At 69.2% G+C, this 17,532-nt stretch carries 16 protein-coding genes, 1 tRNA gene and 1 pseudogene; 9 read left to right on the forward strand and 9 right to left on the reverse strand.

Features of this window, described 5'->3' with window-relative positions; all coding sequences use genetic code 11:
- Positions 1-133 precede the first annotated feature (133 nt).
- From ACK4JY_RS06485 to mce, 3 genes are read right to left on the reverse strand one after another with little or no spacing between them, the layout of a single operon-like run.
- A complete protein-coding gene (locus ACK4JY_RS06485; RefSeq protein WP_409603939.1) occupies positions 134-472 on the reverse strand; it encodes a DUF3088 family protein in 339 nt (112 codons plus the stop codon).
- Positions 469-744 (reverse strand): DUF1467 family protein, encoded by a 276-nt coding sequence (locus ACK4JY_RS06490; RefSeq protein WP_409603941.1) that lies wholly within the window; start codon positions 742-744, stop codon positions 469-471. Before ACK4JY_RS06490 ends, ACK4JY_RS06485 begins: the two co-directional genes overlap by 4 nt.
- Entirely contained in the window at positions 744-1,169 is a 426-nt protein-coding gene (mce, locus tag ACK4JY_RS06495) for a methylmalonyl-CoA epimerase (RefSeq protein ID WP_409603943.1), read from the reverse strand. Before mce ends, ACK4JY_RS06490 begins: the two co-directional genes overlap by 1 nt.
- Before the next feature lie 185 nt (positions 1,170-1,354).
- Here mce and ACK4JY_RS06500 point away from each other — a divergent pair, with 185 nt between their 5' ends.
- Positions 1,355-1,924, forward strand: coding sequence for a hypothetical protein (locus ACK4JY_RS06500; RefSeq protein ID WP_409603945.1), 570 nt, complete (start codon positions 1,355-1,357; stop codon positions 1,922-1,924).
- A 30-nt stretch (positions 1,925-1,954) separates the two neighbouring features.
- Here ACK4JY_RS06500 and ACK4JY_RS06505 read toward each other — a convergent pair whose 3' ends face one another.
- From ACK4JY_RS06505 to rpsB, 4 genes are all read right to left on the reverse strand, one after another.
- Positions 1,955-3,547: a M20/M25/M40 family metallo-hydrolase gene (locus ACK4JY_RS06505; protein WP_409603947.1), complete on the reverse strand. Its 1,593-nt coding sequence runs from the start codon at positions 3,545-3,547 to the stop codon at positions 1,955-1,957.
- A 90-nt stretch (positions 3,548-3,637) separates the two neighbouring features.
- Positions 3,638-4,042 (reverse strand): hypothetical protein, encoded by a 405-nt coding sequence (locus tag ACK4JY_RS06510; RefSeq protein WP_409603949.1) that lies wholly within the window; start codon positions 4,040-4,042, stop codon positions 3,638-3,640.
- Positions 4,043-4,127: 85 nt separating this feature from the next.
- Positions 4,128-5,069: a translation elongation factor Ts gene (tsf, locus tag ACK4JY_RS06515; RefSeq protein WP_409603950.1), complete on the reverse strand. Its 942-nt coding sequence runs from the start codon at positions 5,067-5,069 to the stop codon at positions 4,128-4,130.
- Between the two features lie 88 nt (positions 5,070-5,157).
- Positions 5,158-6,087: a 30S ribosomal protein S2 gene (rpsB, locus tag ACK4JY_RS06520; protein ID WP_409603952.1), complete on the reverse strand. Its 930-nt coding sequence runs from the start codon at positions 6,085-6,087 to the stop codon at positions 5,158-5,160.
- Between the two features lie 232 nt (positions 6,088-6,319).
- Between rpsB and ACK4JY_RS06525 the strand changes: the two genes are divergently transcribed.
- Positions 6,320-7,033, forward strand: a complete 714-nt coding sequence (locus ACK4JY_RS06525) for a hypothetical protein (RefSeq protein WP_409603954.1) — start codon at positions 6,320-6,322, stop codon at positions 7,031-7,033.
- Complete coding sequence (locus ACK4JY_RS06530; RefSeq protein WP_409603956.1) at positions 7,030-7,845, forward strand: M23 family metallopeptidase; 816 nt, start codon at positions 7,030-7,032, stop codon at positions 7,843-7,845. The genes ACK4JY_RS06525 and ACK4JY_RS06530 overlap by 4 nt, the downstream gene beginning before the upstream one ends.
- 3 nt (positions 7,846-7,848) lie before the next feature.
- Here ACK4JY_RS06530 and hrpB read toward each other — a convergent pair whose 3' ends face one another.
- On the reverse strand, positions 7,849-10,272 hold the full coding sequence (gene hrpB, locus ACK4JY_RS06535) for an ATP-dependent helicase HrpB (RefSeq protein WP_409603958.1): 2,424 nt from the start codon (positions 10,270-10,272) through the stop codon (positions 7,849-7,851).
- A gap of 146 nt (positions 10,273-10,418) precedes the next feature.
- Between hrpB and ACK4JY_RS06540 the strand changes: the two genes are divergently transcribed.
- From ACK4JY_RS06540 to ACK4JY_RS06565, 6 genes are all read left to right on the forward strand, one after another.
- Positions 10,419-12,026, forward strand: a complete 1,608-nt coding sequence (locus tag ACK4JY_RS06540) for an amino acid permease (RefSeq protein ID WP_409603960.1) — start codon at positions 10,419-10,421, stop codon at positions 12,024-12,026.
- Positions 12,027-12,116: 90 nt separating this feature from the next.
- Positions 12,117-12,201 (forward strand) — tRNA-Leu (locus tag ACK4JY_RS06545).
- A gap of 129 nt (positions 12,202-12,330) precedes the next feature.
- Positions 12,331-13,398 carry a PA0069 family radical SAM protein gene (locus ACK4JY_RS06550; RefSeq protein ID WP_409603962.1) on the forward strand — a complete coding sequence of 356 codons (1,068 nt, stop codon included), beginning with the start codon at positions 12,331-12,333 and terminating at the stop codon, positions 13,396-13,398.
- A gap of 215 nt (positions 13,399-13,613) precedes the next feature.
- Complete coding sequence (cysD, locus tag ACK4JY_RS06555; RefSeq protein WP_409603964.1) at positions 13,614-14,564, forward strand: sulfate adenylyltransferase subunit CysD; 951 nt, start codon at positions 13,614-13,616, stop codon at positions 14,562-14,564.
- A complete protein-coding gene (gene cysN, locus ACK4JY_RS06560) occupies positions 14,564-16,465 on the forward strand; it encodes a sulfate adenylyltransferase subunit CysN (protein ID WP_409603966.1) in 1,902 nt (633 codons plus the stop codon). Before cysD ends, cysN begins: the two co-directional genes overlap by 1 nt.
- A 106-nt stretch (positions 16,466-16,571) precedes the next feature.
- Positions 16,572-17,417, forward strand: coding sequence for an alpha/beta hydrolase (locus ACK4JY_RS06565; RefSeq protein WP_409603968.1), 846 nt, complete (start codon positions 16,572-16,574; stop codon positions 17,415-17,417).
- Here the strand turns inward: ACK4JY_RS06565 and ACK4JY_RS06570 are convergent.
- Positions 17,414-17,532: pseudogene (locus tag ACK4JY_RS06570) on the reverse strand (IS5/IS1182 family transposase); the annotation flags it as partial. The gene ACK4JY_RS06565 and the pseudogene ACK4JY_RS06570 overlap by 4 nt on opposite strands.

Below are 17,532 nucleotides of genomic sequence, written 5' to 3' on the forward strand. Positions count from 1 at the left end.
CCGCTCGGGCAGGGCGAAAGCTAGGCCGAGTGGCTAGTGGCTAGTGATTAGTGGTTGGCCGCTGACTGTGCGACCGCGCGGTCTGTGTCGCCCTTCCGCCAACAGGGGCGCGCCAATCACCCCAGCCCCTCCCCTACGGATGCGGCCGGCTGATGCCGTAGCGGGCGGCGAGATACGGAATGATGGTCTCGTCCTGCAGGAAACGGCGGCCGGTGGCGGCGCTGGTTTCAGCGTCGGGCCAGTCGAGGACGCCGTCGAGCACGAGGATGGGGCAGCTCTGGTGGTCCTCGCCGACCAGATCGATGACCGGCTGGCGCGGGCGCGGGTGGTCGAGGCGGGTGATGTCGAGCTGGCGCGTCAGCGCCGGGTGGAAGGCCAGCACGCCCTCGATCACGGCGCCGGCCGGGCAGTACCACGGGCCGCCGAGGTCGTCGGTCCAGCCCGGATTGACGAGGAAGAGGCGGTCGGTCACCGGACCGGGGTCCCGGCCGGCGGGGCGAGGTCGGGCAGCGGCATCCAGCCGGTGAAGACCAGCACCATGACCAGGGCCCAGACGATCAGCGAGACCCAACTGGTGGTGATGAATTTCTGCTTGAGCCGCGGCTTGACCGGGGCGCCCCACTGGGCCCCGTCGGTCGGTCGCTCCTGGTCAGCCTGGTTCATGCCCAGCGGCAGGATGGAGAAGAGGACGACCCACCAGCAGACGATGTAGATCGCCACCATGGTGAAGGGACCGATCGGCATCAGTGGGCTCCGTCTTTGGGCGTTTCCATCAGTTCGACCAGCACCCCGCCCATGTCCTTGGGATGGAGGAAGACGATCGGCGTGCCGTGGGCGCCGATGCGCGGCTCGCCCGTGCCGAGGATGGTCGCGCCCTTCGCCCTGAGGGCGTCGCGGGCGGCGAGGATGTCTTCGACCTCGAAACAGACGTGATGCTGGCCGCCCTTCGGGTTTTTGGCGAGGAAGCCGTGGATCGGGCTGTCGTCGCCGAGCGGCTCGATCAGCTCGATCTGGGCGTTGGGCAGGTCGATGAAACAGACCCGCACGCCTTGGGCCGGCAGGTCGAACGGGTCATGCGCCCTCGTCGCGCCGAGCAGGTCGCGGTACACGGCGACGCTGGCCTCGATCGAGGGGGTGGCGACGCCGACGTGGTTCAGTTTGCCGATCATGGAGGGGACTTAGCTCGTCGGACGGCGTCCGAGAAGGTGCGGCTTGCGGACCGGATGCGACAGCCTGCCCGGCGAACCCGCGGACCGGCGGCTTTCGGGAGCTCGCGCCCGGAGCAATAGATCATCGACACGCTGGCGTTGACAACTCACTGGTCCACGATCAACGTTATGTCGTGGAGGGACGAATGAAACACCTTTCGGTTACGATGATCGCCACGCTTCTCATGGGACTGGCAGGGAGCGCCGCAGCCCAAGAGCAGCAGAACGCCGAGAAAAAAGCGGAGGACCGGCGGGAATTCGCCGGTCTGGACCTGGGCGTCGGCCTCTCGGTTACGTTTGACCTCGGAGATGACGAACGCGTTGAGGAGGCCGAGCTCATCAACGGCATCGTCCGGGTGACGGACGAGAATGATTCCCGGGCCCGGATCATGCTTGAGAGCCACTTCTTCTTTACGCCAGACCACAGCTTCCTCAATGTCGCCGCAGGAGACTGGGGCATTGGACCCTTCGTAGCTGTTCAGCCCGGGACCGACGAGATCATTGAAGCCGCCGCTCTTGGCGTCATGATCGGCTTCCGTCGGCCCGACACAGGCGACAGCTTCAACGTGGGGCTGGGGCTCGCCATAGATCCTGACACCCGGATGCTCGGCGATGGCCTTGTAGCGGACCAGGCGCTTCCGGTCGGGGAAACGGCGATCCGGTACAAGGAGGAATCACAGCTGGGCGTCGTTCTCCTGACCTCGTTCACGTTCTGAGGGACGGGTGGGCCGGCTCGCCCCCCCACTTCAGTATGCGAACGGATCGCTCGCTGTCGGCCGGGTCGGCAGCGGCATGCGCGGCAGGGGCTCGTCGCTGTTGGCGGCGTTGAGCAGGAAGCTGGCGAGGATCACCGCCGCCTGACGCAGGTCGTCGGGCTTGAGGTGGTCGTAGCTGTCGATCGAGGTGTGGTGCAGCCGGCTGCCGTAGTCGAGCGGGTCCTGGATGAACTGGAAGCCGGGCACGCCGACGGTCTGCAGATAAACGTGGTCGGTGCCGCCGGCGGTGCGCAGGGAGACGGTCGAGGCGCCCATGCTGGCGAAGGGCTCCAGCCACTCCTCGAAGATCGGGGCGGCGGCGATATTGCCCTCGGCGTTGATGCCGCGGATCTTGCCCGAGCCATTGTCGAGGTTGAAGTAGGCGACGAGGTCGCCATGGCCCTCGCGCGGCTGGATCGGCCAGCGCGACCGCCAGGTGCGGTTGTTGGGCAGGGTGTCCAGCTCCGGGTCGCCGAGCGGGGCGCGGGTGGCGAGGTATTTGTCGACATAGGCGAGCGAGCCGTGCAGCCCCTGCTCCTCGCCGTTCCACAGGGCGAAGCGGATGGTGCGTTTGGGGCGGACGCCGAGGGCCTTGAGGATGCGCGCGGCCTCCATCACCACGGCGGTGCCGGCCGCGTTGTCGACGGCGCCGTCCGAGGCGACCCAGCTGTCGAAATGGGCCCCGGCCATGACGTATTCACCCGAACGATCCGTACCCGGAATGTCGGCCAGGATGTTGTAGGCGTTGACGTCCTCGTCGTGGAAGCGGACCTCGCTCATCAGTTCGAGGGTGGGCGTGGCGTCGGCCTTCGCCAGCCGGGCGAGGCGGCGATAATCCTCGGCGGCCAGCTCCATGCCCGGCAGGCGCGGCGTGGCCCCGACGCGGTGGGTGTAGCCGGCGCCGTGCAGCAGGCCGCCGTCGCGATACGACATCCGGACCCAGGCCAGGGCCCCCTCCTCCGCGAGGAACTCATCGAGCCGCAGGGCGAAGTCGGTTTCGCGCAGCCGGTCGAGCGCGGGCTCGGCATGGGTCGGCTGAACATAGACGTTGCGCTCGGCCAGCTCTTCGTCGGTCCAGCGACGGAAGGCCGCCTCGGTCGGCTCGGACCCGGTGTCCGGCTTGGTGATCATGACGATCTTGCCGTTCAGTTGGCCGCGCCAGCGGGCGAAGTCGCCGGCGCTGGTCATCGGCGCGACGACGACCTGTCCGCTGATCACGCCGTCGGTCCCGGGCGTCCAGGCGACGGGGATGGCGCGCAGGTCGATCGGGCGCGGCGCGGTCATGCGCGCGCTGGAGCGGACGATCGACCAGCCGCGGCCGAACTCGAACGGATCGGCGCGGACGTTGGACAGGCCCCAGTCGCGGAAACGCTGCTGCGTCCAGGCCTCGGTCTCGCGCATCTGCGGCGAATTGGTCAGCCGGCCGCCGATCCGGTCGGTCATATGGGCGGCGGTCTGCATCACCTCGCTGTGGTTGAAGCCCTGATCGATGATGCGATTGATGGCGACCCGATCGACCTCTTGGGCGGAGACGGGCATGGCGAGCGCGAGGGCGGTGGCGGACAGCAAGGCGGCAAGACGCATGGACGATCCCCTGAATCACGAAAGGCGGGCATATGACGCGAAGACGGCGCGTTCTGCAAAGCTCGATGCATCGGGGCGAGCGGACATCCGTCAGTCCCCGGCGTCCGCCCCGTCGACCGCCGCGGCGACCAGCGCTCGCCAGACCGGATCGGTGTCGTCGACCAGGTCGACGTCTTCCAGCAGGGCCACGGCGCCGCCGCCGTCCGGCAGGATCAGGCCGAGGACTTCCATCTCCTCGCCGTCGGGGCCCAGATGGCTCTCGGCCTGGACGGCGACGGCGGCCTGTTCGCCGTCCGCCTCCCACCAGATCACCGGCTGGGGCAGGTCCATGGCGATGGTGCGGGGATCGTCGGTCTCGGCAAGAGCGAAGACGGCGCGCTTCGCCTGAACGTCCTCGAGCGCGGCCACCGCAGCGTTGAAGGGCTTCAGCCGGGACCAGTCGTCGACGTCATAGCCGCCGCCGTCCTCGTCAGGGTCCAGATCATCCCCGGGCATGGCGCTGTCCTCACATCAAAAAAAAGGGGCCGGCGACCCAAGTCGCCGACCCCCATTCTGTTCGTCCCTGAACGGGATGAAAGCCTTACTGGCCGCCGGTCATCGAGGCGACTTCGGCGGCGAAGTCGGGGCCCTCGACCTTTTCGACGCCTTCGCCGAGGGCGAGGCGAACGAAGCCGGCAAGGTGCAGGCCGGGGAAGCCCAGTTCCTTGCCCGTGTCAGCGACCAGCTGTTCGATGGTCACGTCCGGGTTCATGACGAACGGCTGCTTGGTCAGCACCACGTCCTTCTGGAACTTGTTGATCTGGCCTTCCACGATCTTGGCGATCATGGCTTCCGGCTTGCCTTCTTCCTTGGCCTTTTCGGTCAGAACTTCGCGTTCCTTCTCGACCGCGGCAGGGTCCAGATCGTCCGTGTTCAGCGACAGCGGAGCGGTCGCGGCCACGTGCATGGCGATCTTGCGGCCCAGTTCGCGCAGGGCGTCCTTGTCGCCGCCGCCGTGCAGGGCGACCAGCACGCCGATGCGACCGAGGCCCGGCGAGACGGCGTTGTGCACGTAGGAGGCGACGACGCCCTCGTCGACCGACAGGCGGGCGGCGCGGCGCAGCTGCATGTTCTCGCCGACGGTGGCGATCAGGTTGGTGACCTCGTCCTGGACCGACTTGCCGGCTTCCAGTTCGGCGCCGTGCAGGCCTTCGACGGTGGCGTGCTCGAGGCCCAGTTCGGCGAACTTCTTGGCGGCGCTCTGGAACAGGTCGTTGCGGGCGACGAAGTCGGTCTCGGCGTTGAACTCGATGGCGGCGCCGACTTCACCGGCTCCGACTTCCTTCGAGGCGACGGCGACGAGGCCTTCGGCGGCGACGCGGTCGGCCTTCTTCGCGGCCTTGGACAGGCCCTTGGCGCGCAGCCAGTCGATCGCGGCGTTGATGTCGCCGTCGGTTTCCTGGAGGGCCTTCTTGCAGTCCATCATGCCGACGCCGGACTTGGCGCGCAGTTCCATGACGAGGGCGGCGGTGATCTCGGCCATTGGGTAGCTCCTTGGATGCGTATGCGGGAACGGCCGGGCGTTTAGCCCGGCCGTATGTCAGTTTCGCCGTCGTGGAAGTCGGGGTTGTTTAGACCGCGGCCTTCTCGGTTTCGACGGCGTCGTTGGCGTCCGAGGTGGCGGCCTGGGCGGCTTCGTCGGCCACGGCCGGTTCAGCAGCGGCCGGCTCGGCGGCGGCGATCATTTCCTCGGCGACGGCTTCCGTGCCGGCCGGGGCGGCGTCTTCAACCTTGGCCTTGGGGGCCTTGGCTTCGCGCAGCATCGGCTCGTCCGGGTTTTCCGAAGCGCCCAGGTCCACGCCCGAAGAGGCGGCGCCGGCGGCCAGGCCATCGAGGACGGCGTCGGCGATCAGGTCGCAATAGGTCTGGATGGCGCGGGCGGCGTCGTCGTTGCCCGGGATCGGATAGGTGATGCCGTCCGGATCGGAGTTGGTGTCGAGGATGGCGATGATCGGGATGTTCAGCTTGCGGGCCTCAAGGATGGCGATGGCCTCCTTGTTGGTGTCGATCACGAACATGATGTCGGGAATGCCGCCCATGTCCTTGATGCCGCCCAGCGACAGCTCGAGCTTGTCCTTCTCGCGCTGCAGGTTCAGCAGCTCTTTCTTGACCCGGCCTTCGCCGCCAGTCTCCAGCAGGCCTTCCAGCTCGCGCAGGCGGGCGATCGAGCCCGACACGGTGCGCCAGTTGGTCAGGGTGCCGCCAAGCCAGCGGTTGTTCATGTAATACTGGGCGCAGCGCTGGGCGGCCTCGGCGACGGGCTCGGCGGCCTGACGCTTGGTGCCGACGAACAGGACGCGACCGCCCTTGGCGGCGACTTCGCGCACGGCGACGAGAGCCTGGTGCAGCAGCGGGATCGACTGCGACAGGTCGATGATGTGGATGTTCGAGCGCGAGCCGAAGATGTAGCGCTCCATCTTCGGGTTCCACCGGTGCGTCTGGTGGCCGAAGTGGGCGCCGGCTTCGAGCAGCGAACGCATGGAGAATTCAGGCAGAGCCATGAGGGGTAGTCCTTTATCCGATTGATCCGCCGCAGGCGCTGTAAAGGCCCCATCTTCTAAAAGACTTGGGCCCTCGGATTGGAGCGGACGGGATGTCTCCCCGTCAGCGCCACGCCTGCGTGTGAAGTGGGCGGGCCTATAGGCGGGTTGGGGATGAAAGGCAAGCGCGACGGGGCGCGGGCTCGCCAGTCTCGCATAACGGCGCTATGGTGAAGCTCGGGAGGGACTTCACATGAGCATCCGGAACCGGGCCCTGGCCGGGGGCGTGATCGCCGCTGCCGCCTTTGCGGGCATGGCCACCTCGCAGCAACCTGCGCCGTCGCCGACAGCCGCCACCCAGGTGGCCCTGACCCGCAGTCGGGTCGACAATGCGGCCCTGGCGCAGGCGCGGCAGGATCCCGTGGCGGCGCGCCTGCGCGGGGTGCTGGCGCAGAACAAGAGCGCGACCTTCATGCAGGAGGTCAACGCCTCGGCCGTGCCGGTGCTGGCGCCGGGCGAGGTCGGGCTGCTGGGCTCGGCCGAGTTCAACGGCGGCGACCGCTTCTATATGATGACGGTGCAGCGCGGCGAGCAGATCATCGAGATCTACGGCACGACCAGGGCCTTCCAGTCGCCGCTGGGGACGACGGGGCCGCAGACCGCTCCGGCAGCGACCGCCGCACCGGCGACGGCGGCGCGGGCGGCTCCCCCGACGGCGGCGCGGGGGCCGCGCATCGCCGTAGCGCAGATCCCCGACGCGGCCGGGCGGGCGCTCGCGCTGGCGCGGAGCCGCGGCCTGACCAATGTGCGGACCGAGCGGACGGAATACGGGGTCGACGTCACCTTCGGCCGCTTCGGGGCGGCCTATAATGTCAGCTTCCTGTGCGAGGGCGCGCCGGACTGCACCGAGGCCGACGCCATCGCCTTCGCCGCCGGGCTGCAGCTGATCGGCGGAGGTGGGGCGTGAGGCGGCTGGCGGTCGCGGGACTGCTGCTGACGCTGACGGCCTGCGCGCCGGGCGGTTGCCAGCAGACGGACACGCCCGAGACGGGCGATCCCAACCCGGTGGAAGAGCCCCTGCCCGGCGATCCGGACGGGCCGGAGCCGGAGCCCGAGACGCCGCCGGCACCCGAGCCGGTCTCATGGCCGCACGAACCGGGCGGGGCCCTGTATCCGGGCTCGGGGTCGGGGGCGACCGACGCGACGCTGTGGGCGGCGGGCATGCGCTTTCCCATGGAGGCGGCGCCAGCCTGGGCCAACTCGCAGGTCTATGGCTATGGCGGCTATCTGGCGCCGGGCCCGGGCGGGCAGTGCGACGCGCGCAACTACGCCTATCCGTGGCGTGACAATTTCTGCGAGACGCGGTCCTGGGTCAACGGCCAGTGCCCGGCCGGCAAGGGCCATCAGGGCCAGGACATCCGCCCCGCCACCTGCGAGAAAAAGGTCCACTGGGCGGTGGCGGCCGAGAGCGGGCGGGTCACCTCGATCGGCAGCTACACCGTCACCCTGCTGGGCGATTCCGGGCGCATCTACCGCTATCTGCATCTCGACATGGCGGGGGTGAACGCCCTGTTCCCGACGCCGGCGTCGCGCGACGTCACGCGCGGGCAGCATCTGGGCAAGGTGTCCAACGACTTCGGCGGCAACGCGACGACGATCCACCTGCATTTCGAGATCAAGGCGCCGGTGGCCAGCGGCGGCGGGGCGACGGTGATGTTCGTGCCGACCTATTCCAGCCTCGTCGACAGCTATGGACGGCTGCTGAACAGCGCCTCGTAGCGGTCATGTCCCGCGCGGCTTGGCGCGGGTGGTCGGTTCGGCCTTCGTCGGGTCTTCGGGCCACGGGTGACGGGGATAGCGGCCGCGCATGTCGGCGCGGACGGCGGCCCAGCTGCCGGACCAGAAGCCGGGCAGGTCTTTCGTCACCTGCACCGGGCGGCGGGCCGGCGACAGCAGGGCGAGGGTCAGGGGGATGCGGCCGCCGCCGACGGTCGGATGGCCGGTGACGCCGAACAGCTCCTGCACGCGGATATCGACGCGCGGTCCGCCGTCGGCGGCGTAGTCGATGGCGGCCGAACCGAGCGGGGTCTCCAGCCGGGGCGGGGCGAGGTCGTCGAGGGCGCGCTGACGGTCCCACGGGATCAGGGCGCGCAGGCCCTGTTCGAGGGCGGCGTCGGGGATGGCCTCCAGCGACTGGACGCTGTCGAGCAGCGGCCACAGCCAGGTCTCGCGCGCGGACAGGAGGCCCTCGTCCGAGACGTCGGGCCAGCCGGCGTCGAGGGCGCGCAGGAAGGTCAGCCGGGCGCGCAGGGCCGAGGCGCGCTCGCCCCAGCGCAGGGCCTTGAGGCCGTCGCGCTGGACCTCGGTCTTCAGGGCGGCGGTGATCTGGGCCCGGTCCGGGGCGCCGACGATCTTCTCGTCGACGACGATGGCGCCGATGCGCCGGATGCGGCGCAACACCATCCGGCCGGAGGGCTCGCGGGTCAGGCGGTCCTCGATCTCGAGGCGGTGTTCGAGGGCGGCGGGATCGAGCGGCGCGGCGAGGCGGATGCGGTCGCGGGAGTCGCCGCCGCCCAGCTCGGCCACCGCCAGCCACGGCTCGCGCGCCAGCAGGTCGGTCGGGTCGAGGAAGGCCCCGCGGCCGGAGGCCAGCAGGAATTCGCCAGGCTTGCCGCGGGCCCTGGCCACGCGCTCGGGGAAGGCTTCGGCCAGCAGGGCGCCGGGGTCGGCCTCGGCCCCCTGCCCGCCCCCGGCGGCGCGGGCCCAACGGTCGGTCAGCTTGGCGGCGTCGCGGGCGCGCTGAGACCGGTCGCGGTCGAGGCCGCGCAGGCGCTCGCGCAGGTCGGGATCGTTGCCGCCGAGGCCCGGCTCGGACAGGACGGCGGCGATGCGGGCGCCGAGGGCGGCGTCCCTCGCGTCGGCGGCGACGGCGACCATATGGGCCAGACGCGGCGGCAGCGGGATGCGGGTCAGGCGACGGCCGTGGTCGGTCAGGCCGCCGGCATCGTCGAGAGCATCGAGGCGGCGCAACGTCTTGCGGGCCTCGGCGAAGGCGCCGACGGGCGGCTGGTCCAGCAGGGCGAGGCCGTCCGTGGTCCGGGCGCCCCAGCGGGCGAGGTCGAGGGCGAAGGCGGTCAGGTCGGCCTCGAGGATTTCCGGGCGCTGGTGCGGGACAAGGCCGCGGGTCTGTTCCTCGTCCCACAGGCGATAGCAGACGCCCGGTTCGGTGCGCCCGGCCCGGCCGCGCCTCTGTTCGGCCGAGGAGCGGCTGACGCGGACCGTGGCGAGGCGGGTCAGGCCGCTGGACGGCTCGAAGCGGGGTACGCGCGACAGGCCGCCGTCGATGACGACGCGGACGCCCTCGATGGTCAGGCTGGTCTCGGCGACCGAGGTGGCCAGCACCACCTTGCGGCGGCCGGGGGCGGCCGGTTCGATGGCGCGGTCCTGCACCGCCTTGTCGAGGGCGCCGTACAGCGGAACCACGTCGACCGCGGGATCGCGCAGGCGCTCGGCCAGCCGCTGGGCGACGCGATGGATCTCGCCCTGCCCGGGCAGGAAGGCCAGCACCGAGCCGGTCTCCTCGCCCAGCGCCTGCAGAACGGCGCGGGCCATGGCGTCCTCGAAGCGCTCGGCGGCGTTGCGGCCGAGGCAGCGGGTTTCGACCGGGAACATCCGGCCCTCGGCCTCGATCACCGGGGCGTCGTGCAGCAGCCGGGCCACGCCGGCGATGTCGAGGGTGGCCGACATGACGACGATCCGCAGGTCGTCGCGCAGCAGGCCCTGGGTCTCGCGCGCCAGCGCCAGGCCGAGGTCGGCGTCGAGACTGCGTTCGTGGAACTCGTCGAACAGCACCGCCCCGACGCCCTCGAGGGCCGGGTCGTCGAGAATCATCCGGGTGAAGACGCCCTCGGTGATCACCTCGATCCGGGTCGCCGGGCCGATGCGGCTCTGAAGCCGGGTGCGATAGCCGACGGTGTCGCCGGTCGTCTCGCCGAGGGTCGAGGCCATGCGCTCGGCCGCCGCCCGCGCCGCCAGCCGGCGCGGTTCGAGCACGAGGATCTTGCCGTCGCCGAGCCACGGCTGGTCCAGCAGCGCCAGCGGCACGACCGTGGTCTTGCCCGCGCCCGGCGGCGCCGCGAGCACGACCGCGGTCGTCGCGGCGAGCGCGGCTTTCAGCGGATCGAGGACGGCGTGGATGGGCAACATCGCTTGCGGTCTACCCGCAACGGTCCGGGTCACGAAAGCGTCGTCGGTCGTTCACCGATCGGAAACCGCGTTGCAAGCGCGAACAAGCGCCGCTAGCGTCCCGCGCAAAGCCGCAGAGGGCGGCAAGAATATCGGAGGGGTAATTCATGTGGCGCGTTAAGTCGCTCGACGCGATCCTGGCCACGGCCGAGAGAAAATCGCTGCATCGCTCGCTGGGGCCGGTCCAACTGACGCTGCTCGGCGTCGGCGCGATCATCGGCACCGGCATTTTCGTTCTGACCGCCGCGGCCGCCCAGAAGGCCGGCCCGGGGATGATGTGGTCGTTCGTGATCGCGGGCGCCGTCTGCGCCGTGGCCGCGCTCTGCTATTCGGAACTGGCCTCGATGGCCCCCGTCTCGGGCTCGGCCTACACCTATACCTACGCCGTGATGGGCGAACTTCTGGCCTGGATGGTCGGCTGGGCGCTGATCCTCGAATACGCCGTGGCCGCCTCGGCCGTGTCGGTCGGCTGGTCGGGCTATGTGCTGGGCCTGATCGAGAACGCCATGGGCTTCGACTGGCCGGATCTGTTCCAGGCCGGACCGGCCTGGACCATGAACGGCTTCATCCCGACGCCGGACTTCTCGGTCGGCATCGTCAACGTTCCGGCCATCATCGTCGCCCTGGGCGTCACCGTCCTGCTGATGGTCGGCACCACGGAAAGCGCCCGCGTCAACGCCGTGCTGGTGGCCATCAAGGTCGTCGCCCTGACCACCTTCATCGCCCTGACCCTGCCGGTGATCAAGGCCGCCAACTTCCAGCCCTTCGCGCCGAACGGCCTGTTCGGCGAGTCGTCGGGCATGGGCATCATCGGCGCCGCGGCCTCGATCTTCTTCGCCTACGTCGGCTTCGACGCCGTCTCGACGGCGGCTGAGGAGACCAAGAACCCGCAGCGCAACGTCCCCATCGGCCTGATCGGGTCGCTGGCGATCTGCACCATCTTCTATCTGTTCGTCGCCGTCGGCGCGGTCGGCGCCATCGGCGCCCAGCCGGTGCTCGGAGCCGCCGGTGAAGCCGTCCAGCCCGGTTCGGCCGCCTTCATCGCCGCCTGCGCCCTGCCCGCGAACGCCAACCAGCTGGTCTGCTCGAACGAGGCCCTCGCCCACGTTCTGCGCGAGATCAACTTCCCGGCCGTCGGCAACGCCCTCGGCACCGCCGCCATGCTGGCCCTGCCCTCGGTCATTCTGATGATGATCTACGGCCAGACGCGCATCTTCTTCGTGATGGCCCGCGACGGCCTGCTGCCGGAAGGCCTGGCCAAGGTCCACCCGAAGTGGAAGACGCCCTATATCGTCACCGCCTTCACCGGCATCGCCGTGGCCATCGCCGGAGCCCTGTTCCCGGTCGGACAGCTCGCCGACATCTCCAACTCCGGCACCCTGTTCGCCTTCTTCATGGTGTCGATCGCGGTGATGATGCTGCGGGTCAAGGAGCCGAACCGTCGCCGTCCGTTCCGGACGCCCCTGATCTGGGTCATCGCCCCGCTCTCGGCCGCGGGCTGCGCCTTCCTGTTCTGGAACCTGCCGCACGACGCCAAGATGGTGCTGCCGATCTGGGGCGGCATCGGCCTGGTGATCTATCTGCTCTACGGCTTCCGCAAGAGCCACCTCGGCCGCGGCATCTTCCAGCTGCCCGAGCTGGATGCCGATGCGCCTCCGGGACCGGTTCCGCCGATGCCGGGCGCGCCGTCGCCGACGGATCGCCGCGACGACTGATCCCGACGTCAGGTTCGAGCAGAGGCCCGGGAGCGATCCCGGGCCTTTCGCTTTTCCGCCGCCTCGACTAGAGGCTGTCGGGCGACCTGAGCGGATGTGGCGGAACTGGTAGACGCACCAGATTTAGGTTCTGGCGCCGCGAGGCGTGGAGGTTCGAGTCCTCTCATCCGCACCACCTCTTTTTGGGGCCTATGCTCGCGACGCGGTCGCTCGCGGCATGAGACGGATGGCTCGCTTCATCGGCGGGCTTTTTTGATACGCCAGAAGTTCTTGCTTTGTTCTCATGCGGCGCTATCCTCCCCCCATGGCTGAAGCGGCGAAGGGACGGGGGGCGCGGTCGAACGCAACCGGGCGGTTCGAACCGGAGACGGTGGAGGCCTTCGATGACGGCTGGACCGGCGACGACGCCGGGGCGGCGCCGCTGCGCACCACCCTGACGCCCGAGCACGCCCGGACGATCATCGCCAGGAACACCAGTCCGGACATCGGTTTCGACCGGTCCATCAACCCCTACAAGGGCTGCGAACATGGCTGCATCTACTGCTACGCCCGTCCGTCCCATGCCTTCATGGGCCTATCCCCGGGCCTGGATTTCGAGAGCCGGATCTTCTTCAAGCCCGAGGCCGCGCGTCTGCTGGAGCAGGAGCTCTGCAAGCCGCGATATGTCTGCAAGCGCATCCACATAGGCGGCAACACCGACCCCTATCAGCCGGTCGAGCGCGAACTGGGGTCGACGCGGGCGATCCTCGAGGTGATGCAGCGCTTCCGTCACCCGTTCAGCATCATCACCAAGTCGGTGCTGATCGGCCGCGACGCCGACATCCTCGGGCCGATGGGGCGCGAGGGACTGGCCTCGGCCTTCGTCTCGATCACCACCCTCGACCGGGGGCTGGCCCGGGCGATGGAGCCGCGCGCCTCGACGCCGGCGAAACGGCTGGAGGCGATCAGCCGGCTGGCCGAAGCGGGGTGCCCGGTCGGGGTCGGATTCGCTCCGGTCATCCCTGGGCTGAACGACCACGAGCTGGAGGCGGTGCTGGAGGCGGCGGCCAAGGCGGGGGCGACCTCAGCCATGTATGTGACGCTGCGTCTGCCGCTGGAGATCAAGGACCTGTTCCGGGAGTGGCTGGCCGACGCCCGGCCGGAGCGGGCGGCGCGGGTCATGTCGCTGATCCGCCAGACCCGCGACGGGCGCGACTACGATCCGGACTGGAACCAGCGGATGAAGGGGACCGGCCCGGTCGCCGAACTGATCGCCGCGCGGTTCAGGGCGGCGGTCAAGCGCTATGGGCTGGATGCGCCGCGACCTGTGCTGGACGAGAGCCGCTTCCGCGTGCCGCCGGAGATGAAGCGGCAGATGGAACTATTTGAGTAGACCCGGCATGGACGTCGTCGCCGCGGCGTGAGAGGACTCACGGTCCGGTCCCGGACCGGAAAACCCGTCAGGAGCGGACCGCCTCGCCAGATTCACGCCGAGCCCTGGAACTTCGAGCCCCGAACCCTGCGCAGTCGTCAGCCAGAGACGCGGGCGAGACAACGGGCGTCGCCGGGCCTGCCCGGAGCGGGTCAGGCGTCCAGGAGAATGAGACGTTGATCGCTGCCGACGCCCCCGTCGAGACCTTTCAGCCGCGCACATCGACGGCGGCGCTGACGCACCTGCAGCGGCTGGAAGCCGAGAGCCTCCACATATTCCGCGAGGTCGTGGCGGAAGCCGAACGCCCGGTGATGCTGTATTCGATGGGAAAGGATTCGGCCGTGCTGGCGCATCTGGCGCGCAAGGCCTTCTATCCGTCGCCGCCGCCCTTCCCGCTTCTTCACGTCGACACCACCTGGAAATTCGGGGCGATGTACGCGATGCGCGATCGCATGGCCGCGGATCACGGTTTCGAGCTGCTGGTGCATCACAATCCCGACGCGCAGGCCCGGGGGATCAATCCCTTCGACCATGGCGCGACCCTGCATACGGATCTATGGAAAACCGAGGGCCTGAAACAGGCGCTGGCCCTGCACGGTTTCGACGCCGCGTTCGGCGGCGCGCGTCGCGACGAGGAAAAATCGCGCGCGAAGGAGCGGATCCTGTCCTTCCGCTCCGCCGGCCAGCGCTGGGACCCGAAGAACCAGAGACCGGAGCTCTGGCGGCTCTACAACAGCCGACTGTCGCCCGGAGAGAGCTTCCGCGCCTTCCCGCTGTCCAACTGGACCGAGCTGGATATCTGGCAATACATCCACCTGGAGAACATTCCGGTCGTGTCCCTCTATTTCGCTGCTAGCCGCCCCGTGGTGGAACGCGACGGCGCCCTGATCATGGTCGACGACGATCGTTTTCCGTTGCGCGCGGACGAGACGCCGCAGATGCGACGGGTCCGGTTCCGCACCCTAGGCTGCTATCCCCTGACCGGCGCGATCGAGAGCGCCGCAACCACGGTGCCCGGCATCATCCGGGAAATGCTGCAAACGACGACATCCGAACGGCAAGGCCGGATGATCGATCACGACCAGGCCGCCTCGATGGAGAAGAAGAAGCGCGAGGGCTATTTCTGATGTCGGTCGCGGACGCCCCGGCGTCGATCCCGGGCGAGATGGACGCCGGGTTGTATCCCGATCAGCATAAGGGGCTGTTGCGGTTCCTCACCTGTGGATCGGTCGATGACGGCAAATCTACGCTGATCGGCCGGCTGCTGCACGATTCCCGGCTCATTCCTGACGACCAGATGGCGACCCTGGAGGCCGACAGCCGGCGTCACGGCGCCCAAGGCGGAGACCTGGATTTAGCCCTGCTGGTCGATGGGCTGGCGGCCGAGCGTGAGCAGGGCATCACCATCGATGTAGCTTACCGATTCTTCGCCACCGCGGCGCGCAAATTCATCGTCGCCGATACGCCGGGCCATGAGCAATACACGCGAAACATGGTCACCGGCGCCTCCACCGCGGACGCGGCGATCATCCTGGTCGACGCCCGCAAGGGCGTGCTGACGCAGACCCGGCGCCATGCCTGTCTGGTGTCGCTGCTGGGCATCCGGCACGTGATCCTGGCGGTCAACAAGATGGACCTCGTGGATTGGTCCCGCGACCGCTTCGACGCCATCGTCGCGGATTTCCGGGGCTTCGCGGACCGCCTCGCCGTCGCCCATGTCCACGCCCTTCCGATGTCCGCCCTGCGCGGGGACAATGTCGTGGAGGCGGGCGACCGGGCCGCCTGGTGCGCCGGCCCGCCGCTGCTGCGTCTGCTCGAGACGCTGCCGACGGCCGACGATAGCCTGTCCGCGCCTTTCCGCATGGCCGTCCAGTACGTCAATCGCCCTAACCAGGATTTTCGCGGCTACTCCGGTCTGATCGCCTCGGGAGAGATCAGACCCGGAGACGCCCTGCGCATTCTGCCGTCGGGCCGCACGAGCGCCGTCGCCCGGATTGTCACGGCCGATGGCGATCTCGCCGTCGCCCGGAGCGGACAATCGGTGACGCTGGCCTTGGCGGATGAGGTGGATGTGTCGCGCGGCGATCTCCTCGCCGCGGCCGCTGCGCCACCCGGGATCGCGGACCAGTTCGAGGCCACGCTGATCTGGATGGATGAGGAGCCGATGTTTCCCGGCCGCTCCTATCTGCTGAAACTCGGCGCCAGAACCGTCGGCGCGGCCATCACAGCGACCCGGCACCGGCTGGATGTCAACACGCTCGAGAAGGCTCCGACGAAACGCCTCGAGCTGAACGAGATCGGCGTCTGTAACCTGTCGCTGGACGCGCCGATCGCGTTCGAACCCTACGCCGCCAGCCGCGAGCTGGGGGGCTTCATTCTGATCGACCGGATATCGAACCGGACCGTGGCCGCGGGCTTGCTGCATTTTGCCTTGAGACGGTCCCACAACATCCACTGGCAGACGCTGCGCGTCGACAAGGCGGCGCGGTCAGCGATCAAGGGGCGACGCGGACAAGTCATCTGGTTCACCGGCCTGTCGGGCGCCGGCAAGTCGACCATCGCCGATCGGACGGAGCAGCGGCTGCACGCCGAGGGTCTGCACACCTATCTTCTGGACGGAGACAATGTCCGGCACGGACTGAACAAGGACCTGGGCTTCACCGAAGAGGACCGGGTGGAGAACATCCGCCGCGTGGCCGAAGTCGCCCGACTGATGGTGGACGCCGGCCTGGTGGTGTTGGTCTCCTTCATCTCGCCGTTCCGGGCCGAACGTCGGATGGCGCGGGCTCTGGTGGAGGACGGCGAGTTCATGGAGGTCTTCGTCGATACGCCGCTTGAGGTCGCCGAGGCGCGGGACGTCAAGGGGCTGTACAAGAAGGCGCGCGCCGGCCTGTTGCCGAACTTCACCGGTCTGGACAGCGCGTACGAGCCGCCGGAATGCGCCGAGATCGTGATCGACGCCACAGCGGTCATGCCAGACGAGGCCGCGGAAATCATCGTCTCGAGGGTGCTCAACCGCGAGGCCTGATGCGCGTCACGCCGGGCGCTTCGATCCAATCGGCCGCCGGACCGGCCAAGGGCTCGACACAGCCCCGGCCTTGAGTCGTAATGGGCCGTACAGGGGGATTGCGGCGATGGTGTCACGCAGTTTGAAACTGGGGCTCGTCGCCGCGACGGCGGCGGCGCTCGCCGCCTGCGTTTCTGTCAATGTGCCGGAGGACGCCTTTTTCTGGCCGGAGGCGCAACTGGCGCAGCAGAAGATGGTGCTGGCGCCGAACCCGCCGCCCGAGGGCGCCGAGACCCTGTCCCTGCCCTATGTCGGCGGGACCATCACGGCGACCCGCGTCCGCGCGGTGGCCGCACCGCGGCCGTTGATCCTGTTCTGCGGCGGCAACCTGTTCCGGCGCAGCAGCGCCGGCGGTTCGGCCGCCGCCAAGCTGGCGCCGTTCGGCGACGTGCTGATGTTCGACTATCCCGGCTATGGCGAGACTGGCGGCGAGGCGGATTTCGCCCATTTCGCCGCCGCGGGCGCGGTCATGGCCGCGACCGCACGGGCCCAGGCGGACACCGAGGGGCGGCCGCTGATCGCCTGGGGACATTCGCTGGGCGGAATCGTCTGCACCGACGCCGCGGTGAAGGCGCGGGCCGACTATCTGGTGCTGGAGACGACCACGCCCGGGGCCCGCGCCGCGATCGACCAGCAGGCCGGACTGATGCGGCCGTTCGTGCGCATCACCCTGGCCCCGGCGTTGACCTCGATCGATGTTCCGGCCGCGCTGGAGGGCTTTGACGGCAAGGTCGTGGTGCTGGAGGCCGGCCGCGACGAAACTTTGGCGCCGGCGCTCAGCCGAACCCTGGCGCGCGAACTGGAAGCGCGGGGCGTGCGGGTCGAGCGGCTGGTGTTCCCCGAGGCCGGTCACAACGACGTGGGCCGGCAGCCGGACTTCCCGTCGCGCGTCGCGGCGGCGCTGACGCCCTAGGTTCTGGACTCATAAGCCCTGAGCCAGAGGCGTGTTGAGGCGAGCAGGACGGCGGCGAGGAAGTTGCGGGCCAGCTTGTCGAAGCGGGTGGCGATGCGGCGGAAGTGCTTGAGCT

The sequence above is a fragment of the Brevundimonas sp. genome, assembly GCF_046295595.1.
GTDB lineage: Bacteria > Pseudomonadota > Alphaproteobacteria > Caulobacterales > Caulobacteraceae > Brevundimonas.